Below are 25,190 nucleotides of genomic sequence, written 5' to 3' on the forward strand. Positions count from 1 at the left end.
GATCCAGATCAATGCAGCGGGCGGAACGCGGCCCATAGTATCGGCGTCATTCAGGGAGCCGCGCCATAGAATATGTATAAAGACCGTCATTCATATTGCAGCCTAACCGCGCCCAAGGACATTCAACCGCTTGCATGCTACCGCAGGACCGCATTTGCTGTCCAACAGTTCACTACAAACGGAACCCTCGCATGAAGATTAACGACGAAAGCCCCGTGCTGCTCGCGCTTTTGGATGCTGCGGTCGATGCCATGGTTGTCTCGGATCATCGGGGCAATATCCTGAGGGTGAACAAGGCGGCTGCGGCGCTCTTTGGTCATGCGGCGGATGCGCTGGTCGGGCAGAATGTGCGGGTCCTGATGCCCGAGGCCATGGCTGCGCGTCACGACGGCTTTCTAAGCCACCATCTTGGGACCGGGGAAAAGCGGATCATCGGGATCGGGCGCGATGTCGAAGGGATGCGCGCGGATGGCAGTGTCTTTCCGCTGCATCTTTCGGTGGGCCGGGCCGATATCGCGGGGGAGGTCGCCTTTGTGGGCATCATGCATGACCTCTCGCGCCGGAAAGCCGCCGAGGAAGCGACGGCCCGGTCTCAGCGGATGGATGCCATTGGCCAGATGACGGGCGGCATTGCACATGACTTCAACAATCTGCTCACCGTGGTGATCGGCAATCTGGAACTGCTTGAAATGTCCGAAACCTCTGAGAAAAGCGCCGCGCTGATTTCGGATGCGCTGGAAGCGGCGGAGGTCGGGGCGGATCTCACCTCCCGGCTGATGGCCTTTGCCCGCAAAAGCACGTTGAATTCCGAGGTGGTCGACCTGAACGCCGAGGTCGCCAAGGCCGTGGCCATGCTCAGCCGGACGATTGGCGCGCATATCGCGGTGGAAACCGATTTTGCCGAGGACCTGTGGCAGGCCCGGGTGGATGCGTCGCAGCTTCAAACGGCGGTTCTGAACATCGCCCTGAATGCGCAGGATGCCATGCCGTCTGGCGGCAAGCTGACGCTGGAGACGCGCAACATGCGGCTGGATGACACCTATGTCGCGCAGGAGATCGGCATTGATATGGGCGATTATATCCGCCTGTCGATCGCCGACACCGGCGAAGGCATGACCGCCGAAACCCGCACCCGGGCGCTGGAGCCGTTCTTTTCCACCAAACCCATGGGCCAGGGAACCGGCCTGGGGCTGTCGATGGTCTATGGTTTCATCAAGCAATCCGGGGGGCATATTGCGATCTACAGTGAGCTTGGCAAAGGCACGACGATCAGCCTCTATTTCCCGGCGCTCAAGACCGCAGCGGCGCAGAGCCCGGATCATGGGCAGACCGCAGAGCGCAACCTCGGGATCGGCGCGGGGCTGCGGGTGCTGCTGGTCGAGGATGACCCGATGGTGCTGCGCCTGTCCGAGACGCGCCTAAAGGCGCTCGGCTTTGACTGTGTCACGGCGACGACCGGCGATGCGGCCTGGGCCATCCTCAAGACGCGGGATGACATCGATCTGGTCTTTACCGATCTGGTGATGCCCGGCGAACTGTCGGGCCATGCCCTCGCCAAGCGGATCGCGGAAAAGATGCCCCACCTGCGGATATTGATCACCTCTGGGTTTTCGGAAAACATCCTGCAGGGCGCGGAAGCCGAGGAGTTCCCGATTCTGCGCAAACCCTACCGGCAAGCGGAATTGGCCGAAGCCCTGCGCCTGCTGCTGGAGGGTTAACCCTGCATGGCCTGCGGGGCCTCGGTCAGGACATATCCAACCCCCCGCACGGTCTTGATCAACAAGGGGCGCGCCGGGTCACGCTCGACCTTCTTGCGCAGACGCGCCACCTGATTGTCGATGGTGCGGTCCAGCGGTGCCCAGCTCTGCCCGTCGATCAGATCCATCAGCCGGTCGCGGGACAGAGGTTTCTTGGCGTGGTCAAGAAAGGCCGCGAGAAGTTTGAAATCTGCTGTGGTGAGGTCACATTCCTGACCGTCGCGGTCGACCAGCAGCATACGGTCAAGCTTGACCTTCAGACCATCGAGCGACAGCCATGGATCCTCCGCCCCCGGCCCCGGCGGCGGCACCTCTTCATCCCTGTCCCGCTTGCCACTGCGGCGCAGCACCGATTTGACCCGCGCCAGAACTTCGCGGATGTGGAAGGGTTTGGTCAGGTAATCGTCCGCGCCCAGCTCCAGCCCCACCACACGGTCGATCACATCATCCTTACCCGTGAGCATGAAAATGGGCACATCTTGGTCACGGTGAAGCTCGCGCGCGATATCAAGCCCGTCCTCCACGCCGAGGTTGAGGTCCAGGGTCACAAGGTCGAAATGCGCTGCCGCGAAAGCCGCGCGCACAGTCTGCGCGTCATGCGCCTCGACCACGCTATAGCCATCCCCCTCAAGGCATCGCCGAAGGAGGGTTCGGATTTTGGCATCATCGTCGACGACAAGGATATTTTTCGCAGCCACCGCCACCATCCACAGAAGTTTCCGTTTTTATAGTGGGCAAACCCGATCAGGGCCAGCCGCCCGCGATACCGGCAGCCGCGACAAATTGATACAAAGAGATACAGGGCCAAGGGTATTCCTGCGACGCGCAGCTGAGATTGAGATCGCACTTCAAGAAGGACGATCGCATGTACGTGACATTATCCAGTGAGTTCAGCCCCGCAAACGCCGAGATCTGCGTTTCGCACCACGCCTCTGTGATGGCGTCCCAACGCAAAAGCCTCGCGGTCGGAGCGCATCTGTTCCGCGAAGGGGATATGGCCGACAATATCTACGAGATCACCGCCGGCGTCTTTCGCCTGACCCGCGTGCTCGACAACGGCCGGCGGCAGGTCATCGCCTTTGGCCTGCCCGGCGATATCATCGGCTTTCCAAATGGCACCTTCCATCACAGCGATTGCGAGGCGATCCAATCTGCCAAGGTGATCGCCCATCGCCGGCACACGCTCGACACGCTTGAAGGGGACCACCGCACACATCAACGTCTGCTCCACGCGGCGTTGCGCGAAATCTCTGCCATGCAGGATCATTTCATGATGCTCGCCCGGAAATCCGCGATCGAGAAAGTCGCGTCCTTTCTGATCACGCTCGCGGAACGGATCGGCACGCCGATCGGCAGCTATATGACCTGCGCCCTGCCCATGAGCCGCGCCGACATCGCAGATTTCCTTGGCCTTACGATTGAAACTGTCAGCCGGACCCTCACCCGCCTGCGCAAAGAGAATATCATCGCGCTGGATACCTCCCAGACGGTTCTGATCAAGGACATGGATGCCCTCGTCGCCGCCTCGCAGGCCAGCGACTAGATCGCGCCGGTCGTGCCAGATCGCGGCGGGCCCGCTATTTGCTTGCCACATGGGGCGCATCGCCCTGCGTCTTTGTGCTTGCGCAGAACCGCTCCAACCGCTGGGCCAGCGCGGCCCAATCGGTAAACTCATGGTCGGATGATCCCATTCAAACTCCCGGTCGTTCAGCACGACAAAGCGCACCACCGACTGGGCGAAATAGTCATAGCTGCCGGGCTTCACAGCCCCGGCTGCAAGGACCACGTCATCTGGCGTGAAACCGCAGCGCATCTGGGTTTCGATGACATAGTCCTGCGCCTCCTCCCGCCCGCGCGCGAAGGCGGCGCTGAGGCTGACAGAGATCAACATCACAGGCCGCGCCGACAGCCAGACCCGGCGCGCCTGCATAAAGGTCTCAAGTGCCGGTGAATGGCGCCGTTCATGAACCGACCCCACCAAAATCACCCTTTGCACAGCGGTCAGATCCGGGGCGTCGCGGGTTTCATCGAGATTAAGGATAATGGTCTCATGACCTCTCTCGGCCATCTGATCCGCTGCGAATTGGGCAATTTTGGCCGACTGCCCTTCGGTTGTGGAATAGGCGATGAGCATATGCATGTCGAAAATCCTCTCCTATGATCTGCCAAACCTACCGCGCCGCAGCGCTGCGGGGTTTGCGCAAGATCAACAACCGCGCCGAATTTCAAATTGAGCTACCGCCCCCGAACGAGCCGAAACCCCAGATGATCCGGTGGCAAGCCCACCGCGCAGCCGCCGACACTGGCATCGCGGACGAAGTTGATCACCGCCGCCGGATGCGCCCCGGCGGCGATCCTGACGCCACAATAATCGGCAGTGCGCTGAACACTGCCATCGGCGCGCAGCACACCGTTCGCAAAACAGCCATCGGTCCATTCCCAGACATTGCCCGCCATATCCGCAAAGCCCAGGGCGTTCTCGCCAAAGCTGCCTATCGGGCGCTGGCCTGAAACCGCCTCGCCCCGCGCCGCTCTGCCATCCGCATATTGCGCCAACATCCGCGCGCCGGGGTCGCGCGCTGCCGCGACGCCCGCCGCGTCATCCATGCGCGCGTCATAACGCTCCGCCGCGGCCCTGTGCCATTCCTCCGCCGAAGGCAGCCGCCAGTGGCGCCCCGTCTGTTCAGAATACCACGCCGCATAGCGGGTCGCGTCCCGCCAGCTGACATGGGTCTGCGGCTGCTGGGCAGGATCCACAGCCCGCACGCTCGGCACTGCGGCACAAGCGCCCGCTGCAACACAGCGGCCATATTGCGCCTGCGTCACTTGGTATTTCATCATCTCAAAGGCGGGCAGTTGCACCTGCGCCATCGGCGCATCGGTCGCTTTGCCTCGGGTCGAGAAGTTGCCCATGGGGCGCAGCCGCACCTCCCCGGCTGGGACGGTGATAAGGGCGGGGCCGTTTTCAGGCACCCCCTCTCGCAGCGCGGAAAGACTGCCGAGGAATAAGAGACCCGCCGCAAAGAGCGCCGCTTTGCCCAGCCCCTTGCCGCTCAGATGTTTGCCCATGACACATCCTTCCATAGATCAAGGGCGACCGCGAAACGGCCGCCCCAGCTTTCGATCACGGCAGCGCCGATCTGCCCTCGTAGGTCGCGTCATATTCGACGGGCGCCTGCACCTGCTCCATCAGATCATTGTCCCAATCGCCATCCACCACGATATGCGCGGTGGCGCCGAGGTTCACCGCCTCGATCAGATTGTGGTTCACATAGGCATAGACGCCGGGCTGCAAGAACTCATAAAGCGCCGCCCCGGCAGAGCCGCCAGCGATGAACCAAGTCTCCAGATCACGCGCGGGCGGGTTGTTGAACTTGCCGCGCTCCCAGACCAGATCGCCATGGCCGCCGATCAGGTGCGGACGGCTGTCGCGGTTGGCCTGGCTGTGCACAAAGAGGATCTTCTCCCCCTGCTTCGCGGTCAGGGCATTGTCGCCGGTGAGCGCACCCACCTTGCCGTTGAAGACCACATGGCTCGGGATCAGCTTGTTCATCACTTCGAGTGTGTCGGGATAGCTCTCGCCCACATCCGCAAAGCGTTTGAAGGCGCCGGCCGCATCGCGTGGGATATAGAAGTCATTCTCGCCGATGTAGAACACCCTGTCATAACGCACCGGCTTGCCCTCCGGATCACGCAGCCCGTCGCGCGGCAGCACCATGATCGCCCCCGCCATGCCCGAGACGACGTGCCAGGGGATCATCGGGCCGCCCGGCGCACAGTGATAGACGAAAGTGCCGGGCCGGGTCGCCTTGAAGCGCAGCACGGTCTTTTCGCCGGGGTTCACAAGGGTCAGCGAGCCGCCGCCCAAAGCCCCGGTGGCCGAGTGGAAGTCGATATTGTGCTGCATCAGGTTTTCGGGCGAGTTATAAAGGGTCAGCTCGACATAATCGCCCTCATGCACCACCATCAGCGGGCCGGGGATCGAGCCGTCAAAGGTCATCGCCTGAAGATAGGCGCCATCATCGACCTCGACCTCCTTTTCCACGATCTGCAACTCGAATTCGACCACCCGAGGCTCCGCCGGCGCGGTCTGCTCATGGGGGTGAACCATCGGCGGGCGCAGAAGTTTGTGCTTGATCCGCTTGAGGCTCGACAGATCGACCGGCTCGGCCATCGATGTGTCCATGATTTCCTCGGCAGTGGCGGCTTTGGCCAGAACGGGCAGCGCGGCGATGCCTGCGGCTCCCATCAATGCGGCGCGTCGTGTTAACATCTGATGTCCCCTTTTCGGACTGTATTGCTGTTGCGACAGGGATAGCCCGCCCTCGGCACGGGAACTTTGCGCAGGCGCAAACTTCTGACAGCAAAACCAACTGGATAGAGAAAAAGCCCGGGGCGCCGTTAACTCGCGCCGCGATAGTTGGGCAGTTTGCGCGGGCGCAAAGACAGGGCGCCACCGGCGGCGCAATCTGGGGGGATGGTCAGGAGGATATCATGCAAAAACCGGATTTCGACGACCCGGATTTGTCTCTGGCGGCGCTGTTTGAACATTGGCCCGAAGCGGCCGCCTTGTTTTTCAAACATAATATGGCCTGCCCCGGCTGCCCGGTCGCGCGTTTCTACGCGCTTTCAGATGCCTGCCGCCGCGCGGGGCTGGACGAGGCGCAATTCCGCGCCGATATCAAAGCGCACGTCCGGGCGGCAAGGCCGGATCAGTGACCGCTGATCTCCACCAGACGGTGCGGGGCCGTGACCACGATATGTTTGCGCGTGGAGCGCACGATCCCGTCTTTCTCCCAAGCCGATAGCATCCGGCTGACCGTGTGCAGCGTCGTGCCCGTCATATCCGAGATGTTCTGGCGCGTGACGGGGAAACCGATCTCGATCCCCTCCTCTGTCTTGCGCCCGCTTTGATTGACCATGCGCAGCACCGCCGCCGCGACCCGCTGTTCGACCGCCTGGGTGGCGATCTCGGTCATCGTGTCCTGAATCTGCCCCAGACGCTGCCCCACAGTCTTGTAGGATTCGGTCGCAAAGCCCTCGTATTGCGCGGTGAACCCGGCCCATAGGGGCGAGGGCCAGGACAGCACAATCGATTCCGCCGCCGTCACCGCCGTGGCTGGATAGGTATCACGCTGAAGGGCGGCGGCGATGCCAAAGAGCTGACCGGGCGAGATATGCAGCACGATGATCTGCTCGCCCCCGGCGGTGGTGCGCACGACCCGCAGAAAACCGTCCAGCAGCAGATGGAAATGGGTGGCCTCCATGCCTTCGCTGAACACTTCCTCACCTTCTTCGAAACGCTGGATGCGGGCTTGGTCCAGAATCTCCCGGATCTGCGCCCGGTTCAAACGGCTAAAGGGCGGCAGACCACTCAGCAGGCTTTCATCAAGTTTTTGCACGTTTGTCCCAAGAGTTTGTTTTAGATCAACGTCTCACCCGGGGGCATAGCGCATATCAGATCTCGACGAAACAACACGATCAGATGAAAGGAATTCAAGATGATCAAGAAGCTGATGGCCGGCGCGTTGCTCGCGATGATTGCCGCAGGCGCCCAGGCAGAGACCTTTGAGGTCAAGATGCTCAACAAAGGTGAAGACGGCGCGATGGTGTTCGAACCTGCCTTTATCAAAGCCGAAGTGGGCGATGTGATCCGCTTCCTGCCGACCGACAAGGGCCACAATGTCGAAGACATCAAGGGCATGCTGCCCGAAGGGGCTGAGCGTTTCAAAACCAAGTTCAACAAGGAGTTCGATCTGAAGGTCGAGCAGGAAGGGCTTTACGGCATCAAATGCACCCCGCACTACGCCATGGGGATGATCGCGCTGATCCAGGTGGGCGATGCGGTCAACCTTGAAGCGGCAGAAGCGGTGAAACACAAGGGCAAGGCCAAAGGCCGTATGGCAGACCTGTTTGCCAAGGTTGAATGACCTGCCACGGCAAGACAGGCAGAGAGGGCGGCGCTTCGGTGCCGCTCTTTGCGTTTGACGGAAGCCCGCTTTGGCAAAGAGACAACTTTAGCCCGCCGCCGCTTTCTGATAGCCACATCCCTCAAGACCTCTCCAAGGCCCGGCGGGCAGCCGGAGATGACGCCCCAGCTTGAAATGAGACACCCCATTCGCCTCCCCGACCTAAAACGTCTGTTCTGGTTCACGCTCGGCATCCTGGCCTTGGCTCTTGGCGCCTTGGGCGTCGTGCTGCCGCTTTTGCCCACCACCCCTCTGGTCATTCTGGCAAGCTTTGCTTTCGCCAAAAGCGCCCCGTCTTTCGAACGCTGGCTGCGGCGGCATCGGGTCTTTGGGCCGATCATTCTGGACTGGCGGACCCATGGTGCCATCGCCAAACGCTACAAGATCCTTGCCATCACCATGATGCTGGCCGCTCTGGCGCTGTCTTATGTGCTTGCGGTGGCGAGCTTTGTGCTGATCTTGCAGGCGCTCTGTATGGCAGCTGCGGCCCTCTACATCCTGACCCGGCCAAGCTGACCGCGCCAAGCGCGGGCCTACGTGACGCTAAAGCGCGGATACGCCGATCACCAGCGGGTGCAGCCACAGCAGGGTGACGAAAGCGCCGATCCCCAGGGCGGCCCTTATCGCGGCGCCTGCGGGCGAGGCGGGCCAAGAAAACCGCGGCGCCGCTGCGGTCCGGCGGCGCAGGCTGTCCCACTGCAATTGGCCCATCTGACGTTTCTTGCGCCGGTCGATCACGGCCCTGCCGGCAATCGCAAATCCGGCCAATACCGCGAACAGGATCACATGCGCCAAATCCCCATTCGGCAATAGATGCAGCCCCGCCCAGAGCGCCAAAGCGACCAGCAGAGGGTGCCGCATAACCCCTATGAACCCCGGGCGCGCGGGGTCAAATTCGTCATCATGCGCCCCGCCAAAGGAAAACGGATTAGGCCGCGCAATCGCGAAGGCGATGAGCAGACAAACGCCCAGCATCCCTAGTTGCACCAGATGCCGCTGCCAGATCATCTGCGGCCAAAGCTGCACATAGGGCGCCTGCCCCGCGCTCCAGATCAGCAGGGCAAGCATGGCGGTCGAGAGGATCGAATAGCCGATGCCAAAGTTCCTTGCGCCAATCTGGTGGACGATCCGCGCCTTCACCCCGGGGCGGACCGGAATAGAATGGGTTGCAAAGAACAGCGCGAAGATTACGGTGAACCCAAGCCAGCTCATCACGGTCCCTCCCTTCTCGGTCGCAAAAGCGCCCCGCCGTAGGCCAGCAAGAACCCGGCAAAGGCCAATAGCCACAAGACCCCGGAGAGAGGTGCAAAGCCAGACCAAAACGGCGCCAAACCGCGCGTCACCGCAGCGCCAATGATCGCTAGATAGACCAATACCGTCATCTGCCCCGCCCGCAGGGCCTGCCCGCTATGCCCAAGCGTGGCCCGCGACATCACCGCCAGCGTCATGCCCCCGATGGCCCCGCTCATCCACAGATGCTGGGCGGCCGCAGGGTCAAACCCGCCGCCCAATGGCGCGAGGCCAAGCGCCAAGGCCCCCGCCGGGACAAAGGCATAGGCAATATGCAATATCCAGACCAACGGCTCGCGCCCGGTCCGCAACGGCTGCCAGCGCGCCTGCCGCGCGAGGTGCAACAGGGCGAATAGCAAAAGCGCGGCCCCCGTATAGGCCGCTTCCGGGCGCAGAACCCAGACCAGCAGCACGGGCAAACTGGCCAGCAGCGTCAGTTGATCGAACCGCTGCATCGGCTTTGCGCAGCGTGCAGTGCTCTGCATCTGCACCAACCAGTTCCGCGTAAAAGACGGGATGATCCGCCCCCCGATCACCGCGATCATCATGATCGCCGTGGCCACCCCAAGCCGAAGCCCGACCCCCTGAGCCGCCGGTTCACCGCGCAGCGCTTGAAAGTGAAACACCCCATTTGCCAGCGCGAATACGGCCAGAAGCGCGAGCACAATCAGGTTGCGCCAGTTCCGCCCCGCCACGATCTCGCGCAGGACAATGCCCCCGAGCACCAGCAGGAACGCCAGATCAATCACCGGCGCCACGGCCCGCGGCAGGGTCGCAGAGAAGAACAGCCCCACGCGCCCGGCGAGCCAAACTGTGAACAGCAAGGCCAAGGGCCAGCCGACGATCGGCAAACGTCCCGTCCAATTCGGCAGGGCCGTCAGCAAGAACCCCGCCAGAACGGCGCTGAGATACCCAAAGAGGAATTCATGGGCATGCCAAGTCACCGGATCGAAGCGGCTGGGCAGATCAAGACGCCCCCAGAGGATCAACAGCCACAGCCCCATGGCCAGAAGGGCCCAGAGCACCGCGAACAGGAAAAACGGCCGAAAGCCGTAGCTGAACAGCGTCGGCGTCCTCGCCCTGCGCGACTGCAGCGCCATCATCTGCGCCCCCACAGCCGAAAGCCCTCTTGGCCGCTTGTTTTCCATGATGCCACCCCGGCGCAAACTCAGACAGCCGCTCTTACCATTTCCCACGGCAGCCGAATTTGTTCTGGCGCAAAGATCGCAGGGAAATTCCGGCGAGGGTCTATCAAACCGTGTCGCGCCTGCTACCGCGCCCTTGGCGTTACCGCCCCCTCTCCCCGCTGCGTCCCCGTCGTTTTGCTGCGCTGGATCACCGTCCCATCCGCCGCACAGGTCAGCCGAAGCCGCGTTACGGCGTGGAAAAAGGTCAGTCGAAAGCGCCCGGCATCTTCCCCCGCGCCGGTTTCATAGCGGCTGGTGATCTCCCCCCGACGCATCTTTTCTTGCACCACCGCAGGTTCAAGCCCCAGCAGTGGGCCAAGGTCGCCCGCGTCAATAACCGGCTGTCCGTCTTGCATCTCAATTTTCATAACCACTCCATGTGTCGGGTGTCCCCCGTTCAAAACCGGATGGTAGGGCGATGCGCCTGTCCCAGTGAAGAAACGTTTCACGTCGGCCAAAAAAACTTTCCTCACCGGGGCAACGTCAGCTGGACAGGGCGGTCGACCGGCAGCTCTGCAACCCGCAAACCATGGCGACCCCGGCAGGATTCGAACCTGCAACCTGCCCCTTAGGAGGGGGCTGCTCTATCCAGTTGAGCCACGGGGCCGACGGGGGCGGTTTAGCGCAAGCGGGGGGTGATGTCATCGGCAGAATGGCAACCGATGAGCCCCGCGTCGCGGCGCGGCGGCGGCAGTGCTTGATCGTGCGCCGCGCTTCGCGCAGACTGAGGGAAAAGCGAACAGGAAAACCAAATTGAGCACACCCCCCAAACGCCCGCTGACTCTACGCGATGTTTCCGATGCTTGTGGTGTTTCCGAGATGACGGTCAGCCGCGTTCTGCGCAAGCGGGGCGATGTCTCCGAGGCCACCCGCGACCGGGTGCTCGCGGCGGCCAAATCGCTTGGCTATGTGCCGAACCAGATCGCCGGATCTCTGGCCAGCCAGCGGGTGAACCTCGTGGCGGTCATCATCCCCTCGCTTGGCAATATGGTCTTCCCCGAAGTGCTCAACGGCATCAATCAGGTGCTTGAGAACACGCCGCTACAGCCGGTGGTGGGGGTGACGGACTACCTGCCCGAGAAGGAAGAGCGGGTGCTTTATGAGATGCTCTCGTGGCGGCCATCGGGCGTGATCATCGCGGGGCTGGAGCATTCCGACGCCAGCCGCGCCATGCTGCGCAATGCGGGGATTCCGGTGGTCGAGATCATGGACACCGACGGCAAACCCGTCGATGCGATGGTGGGCATTTCGCACCGCCGCGCGGGGCGTGAGATGGCGCAGGCGATCCTGCGCGAAGGCTATGAGCGGATTGGCTTCATGGGCACGAAAATGCCGCTCGACCACCGCGCTCGCAAACGCTTTGAGGGCTTTACCGAAGGGCTGGCCAAGGCGGGGGTCGAGATCGAAGACCGCGCCTTCTACTCCGGCGGCTCCGCGCTGGCCAAGGGGCGCGAGATGACGCAGGAGATGCTGGAACGCTCGCCCGATCTCGATTTCCTCTATTATTCCAACGACATGATCGGCGCGGGCGGGCTGCTGCATCTGCTCGACCAGGGCATCGACATTCCCGGTCAGATTGGCCTTGCCGGTTTCAACAATGTCGAATTGCTGCAGGGTCTGCCGCGTCAATTGGCGACGATGGACGCCTGCCGCAACGAGATCGGCCAGGCGGCGGCGCGGATCATCCTCAACCAGACCCAGCCGGAGCCGGACCCCGACCTGCAGACCCAAGTAACCCTCACCCCGACCCTGTCGCTGGGCGATACCCTGCGCCGCCGCCGTCAGGGGTGAGCCGCGCGCGTCTCGGCAATGGCGCCGCGCGGCGGTTGTTTCTGACGCGGCATCTGCTGTCCGACCCGCCGCAGGGACCGGCCAAGGGGGCCGCGCTGCTGAAGCTGATCCATGATCTGGGCTTTGTGCAGCTCGACAGCATCAACACGGTGGCACGGGCGCATGATCTGATCCTCTTCGCCCGCCGGTCGCGCTACCGTCCCGCCGCGCTGAAACGGCTCTATGAAAAAGACCGGGCGCTGTTTGAACATTGGACCCATGATGCCGCCGTCATCCCGATGGAATTCTACCCGCAGTGGCAGCTGCGCCGGACCCGTGATGCGGAGAAGCTGCTGGGCCGCTGGAAGGATTGGCAGCGCCATGATTTCGAAGCGCAGTTGCAAAGCGTCTTGGAACAGGTCCGCGCAGAGGGGCCGGTCACCTCATCGGATGTGGGCCGGGAGGAGCCGCGCCGCAGCGGCGGCTGGTGGCAATGGCATCCGTCGAAAACAGCGCTGGAGTATCTGTGGCGCAGCGGCGCGCTGGCGGTGACCGGGCGCGAAGGGTTTCGCAAGCGCTATGATCTGACCGAGCGGGTGGTGCCAGCAGCGCTGCGTGATCCGACCAAGGCCCCCGACCCGCCCCAAACAATCGACTGGTGCTGCGATCAGGCGCTGGCGCGTTTGGGCTTTGCCACGGCGGGGGAGTTGGCGGCCTTTTGGGCGCATATCTCCCCTGCCGAGGCGCGGGGCTGGTGCGCGGCGGAGCTTACCGCGGGGCGGTTGGAAGAGATCGACCTGGAGGCCGCCGACGGCAGCCTGCGCCCCGCCTTTACCCGCCCCGGCTGGGCCGATGACCCTGCCCTCACCCGCGATCCGCCCAAACGTCTGCGCGTGCTCAGCCCCTTCGACCCGGCCCTGCGCGACCGCAAACGCGCGGCGCGGCTTTTCGGCTTTGACTACCGGATCGAGGTCTTCGTGCCGGAGGCGCAGCGCAAATACGGCTACTATGTCTTCCCCCTGCTACAGGGCGACCGTCTGGTGGGCCGTCTCGATATGAAAGCGCATCGCGATCAGGACGCCTTGCGCATCACCGCGCTTTGGCCCGAGCATGGGGTTCGCTGGGGCAAGGGGCGGCAAGCGGCCTTTGAGGCGGAACTGCAACGTCTGCTGCCGCTGGCCGGGGTGGGGCAACTGCGGTTCGCCGACGGTTGGCTGCGCGAGCCCGTCTAGCCAAAGCGGGGCGGCGCAAGCCCCGCGTGAAACCAGTTCAGATAGCTGTGGATCGAATGCACTGGCCGTCCGGTTGCTGCTGCAATGTCGGGCGCATAGGGGACCATATTGGTGCATTCCAACAGGATCGCGCCGACATCGCCCGGGGCCGCGACCAACCGCTTTGCCGCCTGCACCATATCGGCCCGCGCTTGGGCGATATCAATCTCAGGGGCATTGCCAAGGATGGCGCTTGCAAAACTGCTGCCCTCCATCCCCACCACCGGACTGCCCCCGGGCACGCCGGCAGCCCGCAGATGCGCGGGCGAAAGCGTGCGGGCCGAGATCGTTAAAATCCCCACCCGCTGGCCCGGCGGCAGGCAGGCGGCGATCTGCCCGGCCTGCTCCAAAGCCGAGGCCGCAACGGGCACGCCTAGCGCCTCGGCCAGCCGGGGCCGGATCAGGGCCAGGAAACCGCAGGTGGTGGCGATGCCAGTGCAGCCTTGGGCGACCAGCCCCCGCCCCGCCGCGATGAAAGCCTGCACGAAGGGTTCGATATCATCGCAAACAATCGCTTCGGGCGTGGCCCCCGGCACCACCGCATAACGCACCGGAAAATCCCAACTGCCCGCATTGCCGACATCCCCCAGAATGCGCGGAAACCGCGTATCCAACATCAATATCCCCAGCCGCGCGACAGTCTCGTTTGCCATATGCCCCCCGTTTGGGCGCAGGGTGCCTTTGCGGGCGGGGCGAGACAAGAGAAACCCGAACGATGACATTTTATCAGCATTTTATTGACGTGATGATTTTTTGTGTAAAGATGCCGACAAAGGGAGCATTGTATCATGCGGCTGAAAATCGAAAGCCTCCAACCATGAGCCAGCATGTCGTCGTCATCGGCGCAGGCATCGTCGGCGTCTCTGCCGCGATCTGGCTACGCCGTGCCGGAGCGCAGGTGACCCTGCTGGACCGCGCCGAGCCGGGGCGTGGCACCTCGCATGGCAACGGCGGTGTCTTGGCGGCCAGCGGGGTGGCCCCTGTCACCGGGCCGGGGCTGCTGCGCAAAGCACCGGGGATGCTGCGCAATCCGGAGTTTCCGCTGTTCCTGCGCTGGCCCTATGTGCCGCGTCTGCTGCCTTGGCTGCGCCGCTATATGGGCCACGCCAATGACCGCGACACCCGCCGCATCTCGCGCGGGCTAACCCCGATCGTCAGCGATAGCCTGGCCCAGCACAAGGCGCTTTGCACCGATCTGGGGCTGGCGGATTGGGTCCGCGACAGCGACTATTGCTTTGCCTATACCAACCGCGCGGCCTTTGAGGCGGAGGCTTATACATGGGCGCTGCGCAAGGCGGCGGGCTTCACGCCGGAGCTTATCGAGGGCGGCGCGGTGCAAGAGTTCGACCCGGCCTTTGGCCCCGAGATCACCTGCATCGCCCGGCTGGCCGACCACGGTTTCATCGCAGACCCCGGCGGCTATGTCCGCGCGCTGGCCAAAGCCTTTGAGGGCATGGGCGGTAGCATTAGGCAAGCCGAGGTGCAGGACGTTGAGATCACCGGCGAAAAGGTCACAGCGGTCCTGACCAGCGCCGGCCCCCTGCCCTGCGATGACGTGCTGCTGGCCACCGGGGTCTGGTCCAAACCGCTGATGCAAAAGCTGGGCGTCAACGTCCCCTTGGAGTCTGAACGCGGCTATCACATCGTCTTCAAGGATGCCGAAGGCGGCCCGTCCCGCCCCACCATGATGGCGGCAGGCAAATTCGTTGCCACGCCGATGGCCGAAGGGCTGCGCTGCGCCGGGATCGTGGAGTTTGGCGGGTTGGAGGCGGGCGCCTCCAAAGCACCGCTGGCGCTGCTGCGCCGACAGGCCAAAGCGGCCTTTCCGCATCTCACCGCCACGGAAGAGATCGAATGGCTGGGCCACCGCCCTGCCCCCAGCGACTCTCTGCCTTTAATCGGGCAGATCGGAACGAGCCGAGTCTATACCGCCTTTGGGCATCACCACATCGGGTTGACGGGCGGGCCGAAAACGGGCCGACTGATCGCCGGATTGATCACGGGACAGCCGCCAAACACGGATCTCGCCCCGTATCACCCCCAACGCTTCGACGGAGGACGCCAAGCGTGGGACTGCAACAACAAGGGAGAAACCAAATGACACTGACAGCAAGACTGATGGCCGGTGCGGCCAGCACGGCTCTGACCCTCGGCGCGGCCATGCCCGCCTTCGCGGCCGAGAAATGGGACATGCCGATGGCCTATTCCGCCTCGAACTTCCATTCTGAAAACGGCGTGCAATTCGCCGAATGCGTGGCTGAGAAGACCGGCGGCGAGATCGAGATCACCGTGCATCCGGGCGGCGCGCTCTTTGCGGGCGCGGACATCAAACGCGCGATCCAGACCGGGCAGGTGCAACTGGGCGAGCGTCTGCTTTCGGGCCACCAGAACGAGAACGCGATCTTTGGCTTTGACTCGATCCCCTTCCTCGCCCCGTCTTTCGAGGACAGCGCGAAACTCTGGGAAGCCGCCAAGCCCAAGGTCGAAGCGGTGCTCGAAGAGCAGAACCTCGTCTTGCTCTATAACGTGCCATGGCCGCCCCAGGGTCTCTACTTCAAGAAAGAAGTCGACTCGGTCGAGGACATGAAGGGCGTGAAGTTCCGCTCCTACAACAACACCACCGCGCGTCTGGCCGAGCTGACCGGCATGTCGCCCGTCACCATCGAGGCCGCCGAGGTCAGCCAAGCCTTCGCCACCGGCGTTGCGGAATCGATGATCTCCTCGGGCGCCACCGGCTATGACCAGAAGGTCTGGGAAAGCCTGACGCATTTCTACGAGGTCGATGCCTGGCTGCCGCGCAACTACGTGATGGTGAACGCCGATGTCTGGGAAGGCGTCTCGGATGCCAACAAAGAGGCGATCACCACCTGCGCCACCGAGGCCGAAGAACGCGGCTTGCAAGCGTCCAAGGACTACACCCAGTTCACCTATGACGGGCTGCGCGAAGGTGGCATGAACGTCGAGCCGGCCAGCGAAGAGCTGATGTCGGGTCTGCGCGAAGTCGGTGAGACCATGACCCAGGAGTGGCTCGAAGCCGCGGGCGAAGACGGTCAGGCGATTATCGACAGCTACAAATCGGCGGAATAATCGCAAAACCTGCGGCGGCTCTTTCGGGGGCCGCCGCAGCCGTGCCGGGGCATGATTCAGGGAGGGTCGGATGAAGACAGTGCGCAGACTATTGGACGGGCTTTACACCGGGGCGGGGGCGCTCGCGGCGCTCTGTCTCGTGGCCATCCTCACCTTGATCGTGGCCCAGATGGTCGCCCGTTGGAGCGGCAATGTCTTTCCGGGGGCGGCCAGCTATGCGGGCTATGCCATGGCCGGGGCCAGTTTCCTCGCCTTTGCCAATGCCCTGAACCGCGGCTCGCATATCCGCGTGTCGATCCTTGTGAATGCGCTGAGTGACGCCGGGCGTCGGCTGCTCGACACATGGTGTTTCGCGGTGGCGGCGGCGGTGGCGTGGTATTTCACCTATTACGCCTATTGGTTCGTCTATTGGTCGTGGAAGTTCAACGAGGTCAGCCAGGACCAGGACGCCACGGCCTTGTGGATTCCACAGTCCGTCATGGTGATCGGCGGCGGCATTCTGGCCATCGCGCTGACCGACAACCTCTTGCATCTCATCTTCAGGGGCGACCACCGCGTCACCCGTGATCTTGTCGATCAAAGCTTCGGGGAATGACACAGTGACCGAGATTTATGCCATTACCCTGTTTCTGATCGTCCTCTTCTTCCTCCTTGGCACCGGTGTCTGGGTCGGGCTCGCGCTGATGGGCGTGGCTTGGGTCGGGATGGAGCTTTTCACCACGCGGCCCGTGGGCGACACGATGATCACCACGATCTGGGCCAGCTCTTCCAGCTGGACCCTCACCGCCCTGCCGCTCTTTGTCTGGATGGGCGAAATCCTCTACCGCACGCGGCTCTCGCAGGACATGTTCCGCGGGCTGTCGCCTTGGCTCGCGAAACTGCCGGGCGGGCTGGTGCATACAAATATCGTCGGCTGCACGGTCTTTGCTGCCGTCTCCGGCTCCTCCGCCGCGACGCTGACCACCGTGGGCAAGATGTCGATCCCGGAACTGCGGGCGCGCAATTATCCTGAGAAGATGATCATCGGCACGCTCGCTGGCGCCGCCACACTGGGGCTGATGATCCCGCCCTCGCTGGCGCTGATCGTCTACGGCGTGACGGTCAACGAAAGCATCACCAAACTCTTCTTTGCCGGCGTCATGCCCGGCCTGCTGCTGGCGCTGATGTTCATGGGCTATGTCGCGGTGACCAGCCTCTTGTCGAAAGGCTGGAACCCCGATGTCGAGACCAACATGGGTTTCGCCGAAAAGCTGCGCAACTCGCGCTTCCTGCTGCCGGTCTTTGCACTGATCTCGGTGGTGATCGGCTCGATGTACCTCGGCTTTGCCACCGCGACCGAAGCCGCCGCCATCGGCGTGATCGGCTCGCTGACGCTGGCGCTGTTCCAAGGCTCGCTGAACTGGCACAGTTTTCGCGAGAGCCTGATGGGCGCAATGCGCACTTCTGCGATGATCGCCTTGATCCTTGCAGGGGCGGCTTTCCTGAAACTCTCGATGGGTTTCACCGGCCTGCCCCGCGCGCTGGCCGATGGGATCGCCGCGATGGAGCTTACGCGGTTTGAACTGCTGATGGCGCTTTTGGTCTTCTACATCGTGCTGGGCATGTTCCTCGACGGGATTTCCTCGGTCGTGCTGACCATGGCGGTGGTCGAGCCGATGGTGCGCGGGGCGGGGATCGATCTGATCTGGTTCGGCATCTTCGTGGTTGTCGTGGTCGAGATGGCGCAGATCACCCCGCCCATCGGCTTCAACCTCTTCGTGCTGCAGGGCATGACCAACCATGAGATGGGCTATATCACCAAGGCTGCCCTGCCGATGTTCGCGATCATGGTCTTTATGGTCTTCGTGCTGATCTGGTTCCCCGAAGTCGCCACATGGCTGCCCGACAATCTGCGCAGCGGTCCGGCCACGGGGTGATCCAAGATGCGGTATATCCTGCGGCTGGCCTCACGCCATGCGCGCGCCTGTCTGATACTGGGGCTTTTGGCGGGGCTGTCCCTGCCCGGACTTGCTGCGCATTTGGCCGCGTGGTTGCCGGAAATGGTGGCGGCGCTCCTGCTGCTCACGGCGCTCAGGATCGGCCACCGCGCCGCCACCGGGGCCGCGCGCGATCTGCGGTGGGGGCTGGCGTCGGTGCTCGCGCTGCAAACGGCGCTGCCGCTGTTGTTGGCGGGCGGCTTTACCCTTGCCGGATTGGGGCAGACGCCTGCCGCGCTGGCGGTGACATTGGCCTCGGCCGCGCCGGCGCTGACCGGAAGCGTCAACCTCGCCCTGTTGCTGCGGCTCGATGCGGGGCGGATGATGCAGCTGATGGTGCTGGGCACCGCGGCCTTTCCGCTGACCGTGCTGCCGGTGCTGGCGCTGCTGCCGCAGCTTGGCGCGGCGTCGGATGTGGCGCTCGCCGCGCTCAGGCTGCTGGCGGTGATCGTCGCGGCGACCGGGCTCGGCTTTGCCCTGCGCCACTTCTTACTGCCGCGCCCCAGTGCGCGCCAGATCGAAGCGCTGGACGGGGCCTCGGTGCTGGCCTTCTCGGTCATCGTGGTGGGGCTTATGGCCGCGCTCAACCCTGCCCTGCGCAGCGATCCTTGGGCCGTGGCGGGCTGGACCCTTCTGGCCTTCGCCCTGAGCTACCTGTTGCAAGCCGCCGCGCTGTTGACCCTACGCCGTGGCCCGCTGCACCCCGTCGCCGGACCGCTGGCGATTGGCGCGGGCAACCGCAATATCGCGCTGTTCCTCGTCGCGCTCCCGCCCGAGACGCTCGGGCCGTTGATGATCTTTATCGGCTGCTGGCAACTGCCGATGTATCTGACCCCGGTGCTCCTGCCGCGCCTCTACGAAAGGATGCTGTCCAATGACTGACTGGCCCCGCATTCGCAGCGTCGGTCTCTCTGGCCTGTTGATCACCTTTGCCGAGAAAATGTCCGAACCCGCCAACCGCGCCGCGCTGGCCTTTCGCGCGGCGGTCGAAGAACAGGATTGGCCCGAGGTGACCGAGACCAGCACCTCGCTGGTCTCGACCTTCGTGCAGTTCGAGGTCAGCCAAGAGGCGATCACCACGATGACGGACCGCCTGCGCGACCTGCTGGAAACCCGCGACTGGTTTGCCGAAGCCCTGCCCGCCGGGCGCAGCCTCTGGCATGTGCCCACGGTCTATGGCACCGACCTTGCCCCGCAGCTTGAGGAAGCGGCAGAGGCGGCGGGTCTTGATCCCGACGCGGCCATTGCCGAGCTGTCGCAGGCCCGCGTCCGCGTGCTCACCATCGGTTTCGCCCCCGGCCAGCCCTATATGGGCGAGCTGCCCCCGCATTGGGACATCCCGCGCCAGCAGGGGCTGACCAAATCCGTCCCGCCGGGGGCATTGGTCGTGGCAATCCGGCAGTTGATCATCTTCACCAATGCCTCCCCCACGGGCTGGCGCCATATCGGCCAGACCGCATTCCACACCTTCCGCCCCGGCAGTGACATGCCCTTTCCGCTGTCGCCCGGGGATGAGCTGATCTTCCCCTCGATCACCCGGCAAGAGTTTGACCGCATCGCCGATGACCCCAGCGGCGGTGCCGAGCGGGAGGCACTGACATGAGCGCGCTGACCATCCTCCAAACCGGCCCGGCCATGACGGTCCAAGACCTTGGCCGCCCCGGCTACCGCGCTTTGGGCCTGACCCATGGCGGCGCGGCGGACCCGATCGCGCTGCACGAAGGGGCGGCCCTGCTGGGCCAAGACCCAAACAGCGCCGCGCTGGAAATGGCGGGCAGCGGCGGGCAGTTCACCGCAGACACCGACATCCGCATCGCCCTCACCGGGGCACAGATGCAGGTCAACTTGGACGGTGAGCCGCTGGCATGGAACGCCAGCCACCTGCTGCCCGCAGGCGCCACGCTGACCATCGGCGGCGCGCGTGACGGGGCCTATGGCTATCTGCATCTGGGCGGCGGCTTTGACGTCGCCCCGGTGATGGGCTCACGCTCCAGCCACCTCGCCGCGGGGATTGGCCACCAGCTGCAAAGCGGCGACAGCCTGCCCGTGGGGGAGGACGCGGGCGGCGAGACCAGCCAGACCCTGCCCCGCGACAGCCGCTTTGGCGCGGAGCGCGTGCGCATCGTGGCCTCCATGCAGACCGATGCCTTCGATGACGCGACCCGCGCCCGCTTCACCCAGACCACCTTTCGCCGCGATCCCCGCGCCAACCGCATGGGCGCGCGGATGGACCATGACGGCGACGGCTTTGCCACCGGCGGGCAGTTGACCATCGTGTCGGAGGTCATCAGCCCCGGCGATATCCAGATCACCGGCGATGGCGCGCCCTTTGTGCTGATGTGCGAATGTCAGACCACCGGCGGCTACCCCCGCATCGGCACGGTGATCCCCTGCGACCTGCCGATCGTGGCGCAGGCCCAGCCGGGGGCGGCGCTGCGGTTCGAGTTCATCGACCTCGACGAGGCGCTCGCCGCCGAGACCCGCCACCGCGCCGCCCTCGCCGCCCTGCCCAAACAGCGCCAGCCGCTGCTGCGCGACCCCGCGCGCATCCGCGATCTGCTGGCCTATCAACTGATCTCCGGCGTGGTTTCGGCCACGGCCGACCCATTCGAGAAGGACAAGACATGACATCCGTCGATCTCAACGCCGATATGGGCGAAAGCTTTGGCCCCTGGACGATGGGCGATGACGCCGCACTGCTGAAAATCCTGACCTCCGCCAATATCGCCTGCGGTGGCCATGCGGGCGATCCTGATGTGATGGCCAAGACCATGCGCATGGCGCAGGAAAACGGCGTCGGCATCGGCGCGCATCCCGGCTTCATGGATCTGGCCGGCTTTGGCCGCAACCGCATGTCGGTGCCCCGCGCCACGCTGCAAAACCAGATCCGCTATCAGGTCGCGGCGAGTGTCGGCATGGCCCGCAGTGTCGGGGCCGAGGTGCGGCATCTGAAACTGCATGGCGCGCTGTCGAATATGGCGTCGGAGGATGAGGCACTGGCGCGCGACCTCTATGAGGCGGCGCTCAGCGTGGCACCGGACCTCATCGTCATGGTGCTGGCCGCCACGGCGCAGGAGCGGGCGGTCAAATCACTGGGCTGCAAATGGGCCGGGGAAATCTTTGCCGACCGCGCCTATAATGACGATGCCACGCTGGTCGACCGCAGCCAACCCGGCGCGGTGATCCATGACGCCGATCACGCCGCCGCGCGGATGGTCGAGATGGTCAAGGCAGGCGCGATCATCACCGAGAGCGGCAAACATATCCCAACACGGATCGACACGATCTGCCTGCATGGCGACACGGCAGAGGCCGTTCAAATCGCAACCGCCGTCCGCAAGGGATTGCAGGACGGCGGCGTAACTTTGCAAAAGTTCAGCGGCAGCCTTTAGGACCGCACCAGCTTTTCATAGTCGGTGGCGATCTCACGCGTCAGCGCGCCCACCTCAAAGGTCCAGTCGCCGATCTGACCCACGGGGGTCACTTCGGCGGCGGTGCCGGTCAGCCAGCACTGCTCGAAACCGTCCAGCTCTTCCGGCATGATGTGGCGCTCATGCACGGTGACACCCTTTTGCTTGAGCATGTCGATCACGGTCTGACGGGTGATGCCGTTGAGGAAGCAATCGGGCGTGGGCGTGTGCACTTCGCCATCCTTGACGAAGAAGATATTGGCCCCCGTCGCCTCGGCCACATAGCCGCGGTAGTCATACATCATCGCATCCGAACAGCCCTTGGCCTCGGCCGCGTGTTTGGCCATGGTGCAGATCATGTAAAGACCGGCGGCCTTGGCATGGCTGGGGATCGTCTCCGGGCTCGGGCGCTTCCATTTGGCGATGTCGAGCTTGGCGCCCTTCATCTTGGCATCGCCGTAGTAGGCGCCCCATTCCCAAGCGGCAATCGCCAGCCGCACCGGGTTGCGCGAGGAGGCCACGCCCATATCCTCGCCCACACCGCGCCAGGCCAGCGCGCGCACATAGGCGTCTTGCAGGCCCGACGCGGCGAGCACTTCGGCCTTGGCCGCTTCGATCTCGTCAATGGTATAGGGGATCTCAAAGTCGATCATCTCGGCCGAGCGCTTGAGGCGCTCGGAATGCTCGCGGCTTTTGAAGATCTTGCCATTATAGGCCCGCTCGCCTTCGAACACCGAGGACGCGTAATGCATCGCATGGGTCAGGATATGGACATTGGCCTCGCGCCAATCGACCATGCCGCCATCCATCCAGATGTGCCCATCCCGGTTATCATATCCGCCTGCCATGGTTTTACCCTCCCCATTGACCCGTAATCTTTGCATAAATTGCGCCAGAACCACAAGAACCAGACATTTAGTTGCGCAAAACTCACGATTCGATAGCCTTTCACTCTTGGAATGTCAACAACGCTGACTTAAACTGATGGGACGCGGCCATCTCAGGCCGCGGCAGAGAATGAGGCACGATATGGCGGATGGGCGAATGATGGCGCCACCGAGCGGCGAAAGCCTGCTGTTTCTGACCGACGAACACCTGCGCCAAGGGATCGAGGCGATGTTCTTTGCCTATCGCGGCTTTACCGCCGACCCCGACCGTATTCTGGCCGATATGGCCTACGGCCGCGCGCATCACCGGGCGATCCATTTTATCAACCGCGCGCCGGGCACGACGGTGAACAACCTGCTCAACATCCTTGGCGTGACGAAACAATCGCTCAACCGCGTCTTGCGCACCTTGATCGCCGATGGTCTGGTGCAAAGCCGGGTGGGCCGCAATGACAAGCGCGAGCGGCATCTGTATCTGACCGACGAAGGCCGGGCGCTGGAGCAGAAGCTGTCGGACGCACAGCGCGCGCGCATGCGGCTGGCCTTTCGCACCGCCGGGCCAGAGGCCGTGGCCGGTTTCAGGACGGTATTGGAGGCGATGATGGACCCCGAAATGCGCGAGAGCTTTGAGCGGCTCAGAGAAAGCGGCCCATGAACGAACTCGACGCCCATCTGCTTGTCGTCGACGATGATGAGCGCATCCGCAGCCTGTTGAAGAAATTCCTGATGCGGCATGGGTTTCTGGTGACCACCGCCCGCGACGCCGCCCATGCGCGGCGGGTGCTGGCGGGGTTGGAGTTTGACCTCATCGTGCTCGACGTGATGATGCCCGGCGAAGACGGGATGGCGCTGACCCGCGCCCTGCGCGAGACCCTGCAAACCCCGATCCTGCTGCTCACCGCTAAGGGCGAGACCGACAACCGCATCGAAGGGCTGGAGGCCGGGGCGGATGACTACCTGCCGAAACCCTTCGAGCCCAAGGAACTGCTGCTGCGCATCAATGCGATCCTGCGCCGCATGCCCGACACCTCTGCCGCCGACACCGCGCCCAAGGTGCTGTCATTCGGTGCGATCCGCTATGACATGGAGCGCGGCGAGCTTTGGCAGGGCGATGAGCTGGTCCGCCTCACCGCCACAGAGGTGCAGCTGATGAAGATCTTCTCTGCCCAGCCCGGTGTCGCGCTGAGCCGTGCGAAATTGGTCGAAGAGCTGGGCCGCGACCGGGGCCAGGCGCAGGAACGTGCGGTGGATGTTCAGATCACCCGGCTGCGCCGCAAGATCGAGGTCGATCCCAAACAGCCGCAATATCTGCAAACCGTGCGGGGCGCGGGCTATATGCTGGCCCCCGACTGATCCGCCCGCGCTTGCGCAAATTCATCGGCCACCCCCGCTGGCAATGCGCCGCGACCCGTTCTATTGTCCCGCGAAATTCTGATCCATGAGGCCCGTAATGTCCGACACACCTGTTGAAGAAATGAACTTTGAGACAGCTATGGCCGAGCTTGAGAAAGTCCTGAGCCAGCTTGAAAACGGCAATGTGGCGCTGGACGAAAGCATCACGCTCTATGAACGCGGCGCCAAGCTGAAAGCCCGCTGCGAGGCCAAGCTGAAAGAGGCCGAGGAAAAGGTCGCTGCGATCACGCTGGATGGCGAGGGCAACCCCAATGGGCTGAAACCCGTCGAAGGGCTTTGACCGCCCGAATGGTAAGTCCCACTTCCCCCTCCCTGCAGGACGCGCTGACCCACGCCCGCGATCTGGCGCAGGCCCAGATTGAAGCCGCCCTTGCCCCCCACTCCGGCCCGGTGGCCGAGGCGATGCGCTATGCCTGCACCGGCGGCAAGGGTCTGCGCGGGTTTCTGGTGATCGAATCCGCCCGGCTCTACGGCATCGCCCCCGGCATGGCCGCCCCGGCGGCGGGCGCGATCGAGGCGCTGCATGCCTATTCGCTGGTGCATGACGATCTGCCCTGTATGGACGACGACGACCTGCGCCGGGGCCAGCCCACGGTGCACCGCAAATGGGATGAGGCCACCGCCGTGCTGGCGGGGGATGCGTTGCAGACCCTGGCGTTTGAACTGATCGGCCATCTGCCCTGCAGTGCCGAAGCGCGTCTCAACCTGATCACCAGCCTTGCCGGGGCCGCAGGCGTCGGCGGTATGGTCGGCGGTCAAGCGCTCGACATCGCCGCTGAAACCGCCTCTGCCCCCCTGTCGCTGGCCGAGATCACCACCCTGCAAGCCGGCAAGACCGGCGCGCTGATCGAATGGTCCGCCATGGCCGGGCCGCGCATGGCGGGGGCCGATCCGGCGGCGCTTGGCACCTATGCCAGACATCTTGGCCTCGCCTTTCAGATCGCGGATGATATCTTGGATGTCGAAGGCGACGCCGAAACCGTCGGCAAGGCGGTGGGCAAAGACGACGCCGCCGGCAAAGCCACCTTCGTGTCGCACCTTGGACTGGAGGGCGCGAAAACCCGCGCGGCCGAATTGGTGGACATGGCCTGCGACGCCCTATCTGACTATGGACAAGAGGCGCAAAGCTTGCGAGCGGCGGCTGCCTTCGTTATTGCCCGCGACAGCTAGCCG

General features: G+C 63.8%; 28 protein-coding genes, 1 tRNA gene and 1 pseudogene. 19 read left to right on the forward strand and 11 right to left on the reverse strand.

The genetic code is table 11. The annotated features are described in order from the left end of the window. Nucleotides 1-191 precede the first annotated feature (191 nt). Nucleotides 192-1,718: a PAS domain S-box protein gene (locus AB4M76_RS02515; protein ID WP_368440226.1), complete on the forward strand. Its 1,527-nt coding sequence runs from the start codon at nucleotides 192-194 to the stop codon at nucleotides 1,716-1,718. Here AB4M76_RS02515 and AB4M76_RS02520 read toward each other — a convergent pair. Continuing rightward, nucleotides 1,715-2,464 (reverse strand): response regulator, encoded by a 750-nt coding sequence (locus AB4M76_RS02520; protein WP_368440227.1) that lies wholly within the window; start codon nucleotides 2,462-2,464, stop codon nucleotides 1,715-1,717. The two genes, AB4M76_RS02515 and AB4M76_RS02520, sit on opposite strands and share 4 nt — an antisense overlap. A 158-nt stretch (nucleotides 2,465-2,622) precedes the next feature. Between AB4M76_RS02520 and AB4M76_RS02525 the strand changes: the two genes are divergently transcribed. Then, nucleotides 2,623-3,300 (forward strand): helix-turn-helix domain-containing protein, encoded by a 678-nt coding sequence (locus tag AB4M76_RS02525; protein ID WP_368440228.1) that lies wholly within the window; start codon nucleotides 2,623-2,625, stop codon nucleotides 3,298-3,300. 180 nt (nucleotides 3,301-3,480) lie between these two features. Here AB4M76_RS02525 and AB4M76_RS02530 read toward each other — a convergent pair. The 3 genes and pseudogenes from AB4M76_RS02530 to nirK form a co-directional block, all read right to left on the reverse strand. Further along, a pseudogene (locus AB4M76_RS02530) lies at nucleotides 3,481-3,897 on the reverse strand (flavodoxin domain-containing protein); the annotation flags it as partial. A gap of 95 nt (nucleotides 3,898-3,992) precedes the next feature. Then, nucleotides 3,993-4,826, reverse strand: coding sequence for an SUMF1/EgtB/PvdO family nonheme iron enzyme (locus AB4M76_RS02535; RefSeq protein ID WP_368440229.1), 834 nt, complete (start codon nucleotides 4,824-4,826; stop codon nucleotides 3,993-3,995). A 55-nt stretch (nucleotides 4,827-4,881) separates the two neighbouring features. Continuing rightward, nucleotides 4,882-6,030, reverse strand: a complete 1,149-nt coding sequence (gene nirK, locus AB4M76_RS02540; protein ID WP_368440230.1) for a copper-containing nitrite reductase — start codon at nucleotides 6,028-6,030, stop codon at nucleotides 4,882-4,884. Nucleotides 6,031-6,251: 221 nt separating this feature from the next. Between nirK and AB4M76_RS02545 the strand changes: the two genes are divergently transcribed. Then, the gene (locus AB4M76_RS02545; protein ID WP_368440232.1) at nucleotides 6,252-6,476 is read left to right on the forward strand and encodes a DUF1858 domain-containing protein; all 225 of its coding nucleotides are present in this window, start codon (nucleotides 6,252-6,254) and stop codon (nucleotides 6,474-6,476) included. Here AB4M76_RS02545 and AB4M76_RS02550 read toward each other — a convergent pair. Next, nucleotides 6,470-7,159: a Crp/Fnr family transcriptional regulator gene (locus tag AB4M76_RS02550; RefSeq protein WP_368440233.1), complete on the reverse strand. Its 690-nt coding sequence runs from the start codon at nucleotides 7,157-7,159 to the stop codon at nucleotides 6,470-6,472. The genes AB4M76_RS02545 and AB4M76_RS02550 overlap by 7 nt on opposite strands. Before the next feature lie 99 nt (nucleotides 7,160-7,258). Here AB4M76_RS02550 and AB4M76_RS02555 point away from each other — a divergent pair, with 99 nt between their 5' ends. Together AB4M76_RS02555 and AB4M76_RS02560 are read left to right on the forward strand one after the other, a co-directional pair. Beyond that, complete coding sequence (locus tag AB4M76_RS02555) at nucleotides 7,259-7,687, forward strand: pseudoazurin (protein ID WP_368440234.1); 429 nt, start codon at nucleotides 7,259-7,261, stop codon at nucleotides 7,685-7,687. 174 nt (nucleotides 7,688-7,861) lie between these two features. After that, a complete protein-coding gene (locus tag AB4M76_RS02560) occupies nucleotides 7,862-8,242 on the forward strand; it encodes a YbaN family protein (RefSeq protein ID WP_368440235.1) in 381 nt (126 codons plus the stop codon). 27 nt (nucleotides 8,243-8,269) lie between these two features. Here the strand turns inward: AB4M76_RS02560 and AB4M76_RS02565 are convergent, their stop codons facing one another. The 4 genes from AB4M76_RS02565 to AB4M76_RS02580 all read right to left on the reverse strand — a co-directional run bounded on the left by AB4M76_RS02565 (nucleotide 8,270) and on the right by AB4M76_RS02580 (nucleotide 10,810). Continuing rightward, entirely contained in the window at nucleotides 8,270-8,938 is a 669-nt protein-coding gene (locus AB4M76_RS02565) for an NnrU family protein (RefSeq protein ID WP_368440236.1), read from the reverse strand. After that, nucleotides 8,938-10,164, reverse strand: coding sequence for an NnrS family protein (locus AB4M76_RS02570; protein ID WP_368440237.1), 1,227 nt, complete (start codon nucleotides 10,162-10,164; stop codon nucleotides 8,938-8,940). Before AB4M76_RS02570 ends, AB4M76_RS02565 begins: the two co-directional genes overlap by 1 nt. A gap of 122 nt (nucleotides 10,165-10,286) precedes the next feature. Then, nucleotides 10,287-10,571: a DUF6522 family protein gene (locus AB4M76_RS02575; RefSeq protein WP_368440238.1), complete on the reverse strand. Its 285-nt coding sequence runs from the start codon at nucleotides 10,569-10,571 to the stop codon at nucleotides 10,287-10,289. A 162-nt stretch (nucleotides 10,572-10,733) separates the two neighbouring features. Beyond that, nucleotides 10,734-10,810, reverse strand: a tRNA-Arg gene (locus tag AB4M76_RS02580). Nucleotides 10,811-10,956: 146 nt separating this feature from the next. Between AB4M76_RS02580 and AB4M76_RS02585 the strand changes: the two genes are divergently transcribed. Both AB4M76_RS02585 and AB4M76_RS02590 read left to right on the forward strand, forming a co-directional pair. Continuing rightward, a complete protein-coding gene (locus AB4M76_RS02585; RefSeq protein ID WP_368440239.1) occupies nucleotides 10,957-11,994 on the forward strand; it encodes a LacI family DNA-binding transcriptional regulator in 1,038 nt (345 codons plus the stop codon). Then, complete coding sequence (locus tag AB4M76_RS02590; RefSeq protein WP_368440240.1) at nucleotides 11,991-13,205, forward strand: winged helix-turn-helix domain-containing protein; 1,215 nt, start codon at nucleotides 11,991-11,993, stop codon at nucleotides 13,203-13,205. The genes AB4M76_RS02585 and AB4M76_RS02590 overlap by 4 nt, the downstream gene beginning before the upstream one ends. Here AB4M76_RS02590 and AB4M76_RS02595 read toward each other — a convergent pair. Then, nucleotides 13,202-13,897 carry an aspartate/glutamate racemase family protein gene (locus AB4M76_RS02595; protein ID WP_368440241.1) on the reverse strand — a complete coding sequence of 232 codons (696 nt, stop codon included), beginning with the start codon at nucleotides 13,895-13,897 and terminating at the stop codon, nucleotides 13,202-13,204. The genes AB4M76_RS02590 and AB4M76_RS02595 overlap by 4 nt on opposite strands. Nucleotides 13,898-14,007: 110 nt before the next feature. Between AB4M76_RS02595 and AB4M76_RS02600 the strand changes: the two genes are divergently transcribed. From AB4M76_RS02600 to AB4M76_RS02635, 8 genes are all read left to right on the forward strand, one after another. Continuing rightward, entirely contained in the window at nucleotides 14,008-15,345 is a 1,338-nt protein-coding gene (locus tag AB4M76_RS02600; protein WP_368440242.1) for an NAD(P)/FAD-dependent oxidoreductase, read from the forward strand. Then, a complete protein-coding gene (locus tag AB4M76_RS02605) occupies nucleotides 15,342-16,331 on the forward strand; it encodes a TRAP transporter substrate-binding protein (RefSeq protein WP_368440243.1) in 990 nt (329 codons plus the stop codon). Before AB4M76_RS02600 ends, AB4M76_RS02605 begins: the two co-directional genes overlap by 4 nt. A 70-nt stretch (nucleotides 16,332-16,401) precedes the next feature. Continuing rightward, complete coding sequence (locus tag AB4M76_RS02610) at nucleotides 16,402-16,926, forward strand: TRAP transporter small permease (protein ID WP_368440244.1); 525 nt, start codon at nucleotides 16,402-16,404, stop codon at nucleotides 16,924-16,926. A 4-nt stretch (nucleotides 16,927-16,930) separates the two neighbouring features. Continuing rightward, nucleotides 16,931-18,247, forward strand: coding sequence for a TRAP transporter large permease (locus tag AB4M76_RS02615; RefSeq protein ID WP_368440245.1), 1,317 nt, complete (start codon nucleotides 16,931-16,933; stop codon nucleotides 18,245-18,247). A gap of 6 nt (nucleotides 18,248-18,253) precedes the next feature. After that, nucleotides 18,254-19,189, forward strand: coding sequence for a hypothetical protein (locus AB4M76_RS02620; protein WP_368440246.1), 936 nt, complete (start codon nucleotides 18,254-18,256; stop codon nucleotides 19,187-19,189). Beyond that, entirely contained in the window at nucleotides 19,182-19,910 is a 729-nt protein-coding gene (locus tag AB4M76_RS02625; RefSeq protein ID WP_368440247.1) for an allophanate hydrolase subunit 1, read from the forward strand. The genes AB4M76_RS02620 and AB4M76_RS02625 overlap by 8 nt, the downstream gene beginning before the upstream one ends. Continuing rightward, a complete protein-coding gene (locus AB4M76_RS02630; RefSeq protein ID WP_368440248.1) occupies nucleotides 19,907-20,935 on the forward strand; it encodes a biotin-dependent carboxyltransferase family protein in 1,029 nt (342 codons plus the stop codon). The genes AB4M76_RS02625 and AB4M76_RS02630 overlap by 4 nt, the downstream gene beginning before the upstream one ends. Next, nucleotides 20,932-21,699 (forward strand): LamB/YcsF family protein, encoded by a 768-nt coding sequence (locus tag AB4M76_RS02635; protein ID WP_368440249.1) that lies wholly within the window; start codon nucleotides 20,932-20,934, stop codon nucleotides 21,697-21,699. The genes AB4M76_RS02630 and AB4M76_RS02635 overlap by 4 nt, the downstream gene beginning before the upstream one ends. Here the strand turns inward: AB4M76_RS02635 and AB4M76_RS02640 are convergent. After that, nucleotides 21,696-22,565 carry a branched-chain amino acid aminotransferase gene (locus AB4M76_RS02640; protein WP_368440250.1) on the reverse strand — a complete coding sequence of 290 codons (870 nt, stop codon included), beginning with the start codon at nucleotides 22,563-22,565 and terminating at the stop codon, nucleotides 21,696-21,698. The genes AB4M76_RS02635 and AB4M76_RS02640 overlap by 4 nt on opposite strands. Before the next feature lie 181 nt (nucleotides 22,566-22,746). Between AB4M76_RS02640 and AB4M76_RS02645 the strand changes: the two genes are divergently transcribed. The 4 genes from AB4M76_RS02645 (at nucleotide 22,747) to AB4M76_RS02660 (ending at nucleotide 25,187) form a co-directional block, all read left to right on the forward strand. Further along, nucleotides 22,747-23,259 carry a MarR family winged helix-turn-helix transcriptional regulator gene (locus tag AB4M76_RS02645; RefSeq protein ID WP_368440251.1) on the forward strand — a complete coding sequence of 171 codons (513 nt, stop codon included), beginning with the start codon at nucleotides 22,747-22,749 and terminating at the stop codon, nucleotides 23,257-23,259. Then, a complete protein-coding gene (locus AB4M76_RS02650) occupies nucleotides 23,256-23,957 on the forward strand; it encodes a response regulator (protein ID WP_368440252.1) in 702 nt (233 codons plus the stop codon). The genes AB4M76_RS02645 and AB4M76_RS02650 overlap by 4 nt, the downstream gene beginning before the upstream one ends. A gap of 97 nt (nucleotides 23,958-24,054) precedes the next feature. Then, nucleotides 24,055-24,297, forward strand: a complete 243-nt coding sequence (locus tag AB4M76_RS02655) for an exodeoxyribonuclease VII small subunit (protein ID WP_368440253.1) — start codon at nucleotides 24,055-24,057, stop codon at nucleotides 24,295-24,297. Nucleotides 24,298-24,305: 8 nt separating this feature from the next. Continuing rightward, nucleotides 24,306-25,187 (forward strand): polyprenyl synthetase family protein, encoded by an 882-nt coding sequence (locus AB4M76_RS02660; RefSeq protein ID WP_368440254.1) that lies wholly within the window; start codon nucleotides 24,306-24,308, stop codon nucleotides 25,185-25,187. Nucleotides 25,188-25,190 lie beyond the last annotated feature (3 nt).

Source organism: Sulfitobacter sp. PS-8MA (genome assembly GCF_040933935.1).
In the GTDB taxonomy this organism is placed as follows: domain Bacteria; phylum Pseudomonadota; class Alphaproteobacteria; order Rhodobacterales; family Rhodobacteraceae; genus Sulfitobacter.

Excerpts from the sequence above, each read along its gene's own strand:
- AB4M76_RS02645 (WP_368440251.1), top strand. The coding sequence starts at position 22,747 with ATGGCGGATGGGCGAATGATGGCGCCACCGAGCGGCGAAAGCCTGCTG.
- AB4M76_RS02520 (WP_368440227.1), bottom strand. The coding sequence starts at position 2,464 with ATGGTGGCGGTGGCTGCGAAAAATATCCTTGTCGTCGACGATGATGCC.
- AB4M76_RS02535 (WP_368440229.1), bottom strand. The coding sequence starts at position 4,826 with ATGGGCAAACATCTGAGCGGCAAGGGGCTGGGCAAAGCGGCGCTCTTT.
- AB4M76_RS02555 (WP_368440234.1), top strand. The coding sequence starts at position 7,259 with ATGATCAAGAAGCTGATGGCCGGCGCGTTGCTCGCGATGATTGCCGCA.
- AB4M76_RS02515 (WP_368440226.1), top strand. The coding sequence starts at position 192 with ATGAAGATTAACGACGAAAGCCCCGTGCTGCTCGCGCTTTTGGATGCT.
- AB4M76_RS02660 (WP_368440254.1), top strand. The coding sequence starts at position 24,306 with ATGGTAAGTCCCACTTCCCCCTCCCTGCAGGACGCGCTGACCCACGCC.
- AB4M76_RS02640 (WP_368440250.1), bottom strand. The coding sequence starts at position 22,565 with ATGGCAGGCGGATATGATAACCGGGATGGGCACATCTGGATGGATGGC.
- AB4M76_RS02565 (WP_368440236.1), bottom strand. The coding sequence starts at position 8,938 with ATGAGCTGGCTTGGGTTCACCGTAATCTTCGCGCTGTTCTTTGCAACC.
- AB4M76_RS02525 (WP_368440228.1), top strand. The coding sequence starts at position 2,623 with ATGTACGTGACATTATCCAGTGAGTTCAGCCCCGCAAACGCCGAGATC.
- AB4M76_RS02630 (WP_368440248.1), top strand. The coding sequence starts at position 19,907 with ATGAGCGCGCTGACCATCCTCCAAACCGGCCCGGCCATGACGGTCCAA.
- AB4M76_RS02575 (WP_368440238.1), bottom strand. The coding sequence starts at position 10,571 with ATGAAAATTGAGATGCAAGACGGACAGCCGGTTATTGACGCGGGCGAC.
- AB4M76_RS02650 (WP_368440252.1), top strand. The coding sequence starts at position 23,256 with ATGAACGAACTCGACGCCCATCTGCTTGTCGTCGACGATGATGAGCGC.
- AB4M76_RS02625 (WP_368440247.1), top strand. The coding sequence starts at position 19,182 with ATGACTGACTGGCCCCGCATTCGCAGCGTCGGTCTCTCTGGCCTGTTG.
- AB4M76_RS02600 (WP_368440242.1), top strand. The coding sequence starts at position 14,008 with ATGCCGACAAAGGGAGCATTGTATCATGCGGCTGAAAATCGAAAGCCT.
- nirK (WP_368440230.1), bottom strand. The coding sequence starts at position 6,030 with ATGTTAACACGACGCGCCGCATTGATGGGAGCCGCAGGCATCGCCGCG.
- AB4M76_RS02595 (WP_368440241.1), bottom strand. The coding sequence starts at position 13,897 with ATGGCAAACGAGACTGTCGCGCGGCTGGGGATATTGATGTTGGATACG.
- AB4M76_RS02635 (WP_368440249.1), top strand. The coding sequence starts at position 20,932 with ATGACATCCGTCGATCTCAACGCCGATATGGGCGAAAGCTTTGGCCCC.
- AB4M76_RS02655 (WP_368440253.1), top strand. The coding sequence starts at position 24,055 with ATGTCCGACACACCTGTTGAAGAAATGAACTTTGAGACAGCTATGGCC.
- AB4M76_RS02610 (WP_368440244.1), top strand. The coding sequence starts at position 16,402 with ATGAAGACAGTGCGCAGACTATTGGACGGGCTTTACACCGGGGCGGGG.
- AB4M76_RS02620 (WP_368440246.1), top strand. The coding sequence starts at position 18,254 with ATGCGGTATATCCTGCGGCTGGCCTCACGCCATGCGCGCGCCTGTCTG.
- AB4M76_RS02545 (WP_368440232.1), top strand. The coding sequence starts at position 6,252 with ATGCAAAAACCGGATTTCGACGACCCGGATTTGTCTCTGGCGGCGCTG.
- AB4M76_RS02560 (WP_368440235.1), top strand. The coding sequence starts at position 7,862 with ATGAGACACCCCATTCGCCTCCCCGACCTAAAACGTCTGTTCTGGTTC.
- AB4M76_RS02605 (WP_368440243.1), top strand. The coding sequence starts at position 15,342 with ATGACACTGACAGCAAGACTGATGGCCGGTGCGGCCAGCACGGCTCTG.
- AB4M76_RS02570 (WP_368440237.1), bottom strand. The coding sequence starts at position 10,164 with ATGGAAAACAAGCGGCCAAGAGGGCTTTCGGCTGTGGGGGCGCAGATG.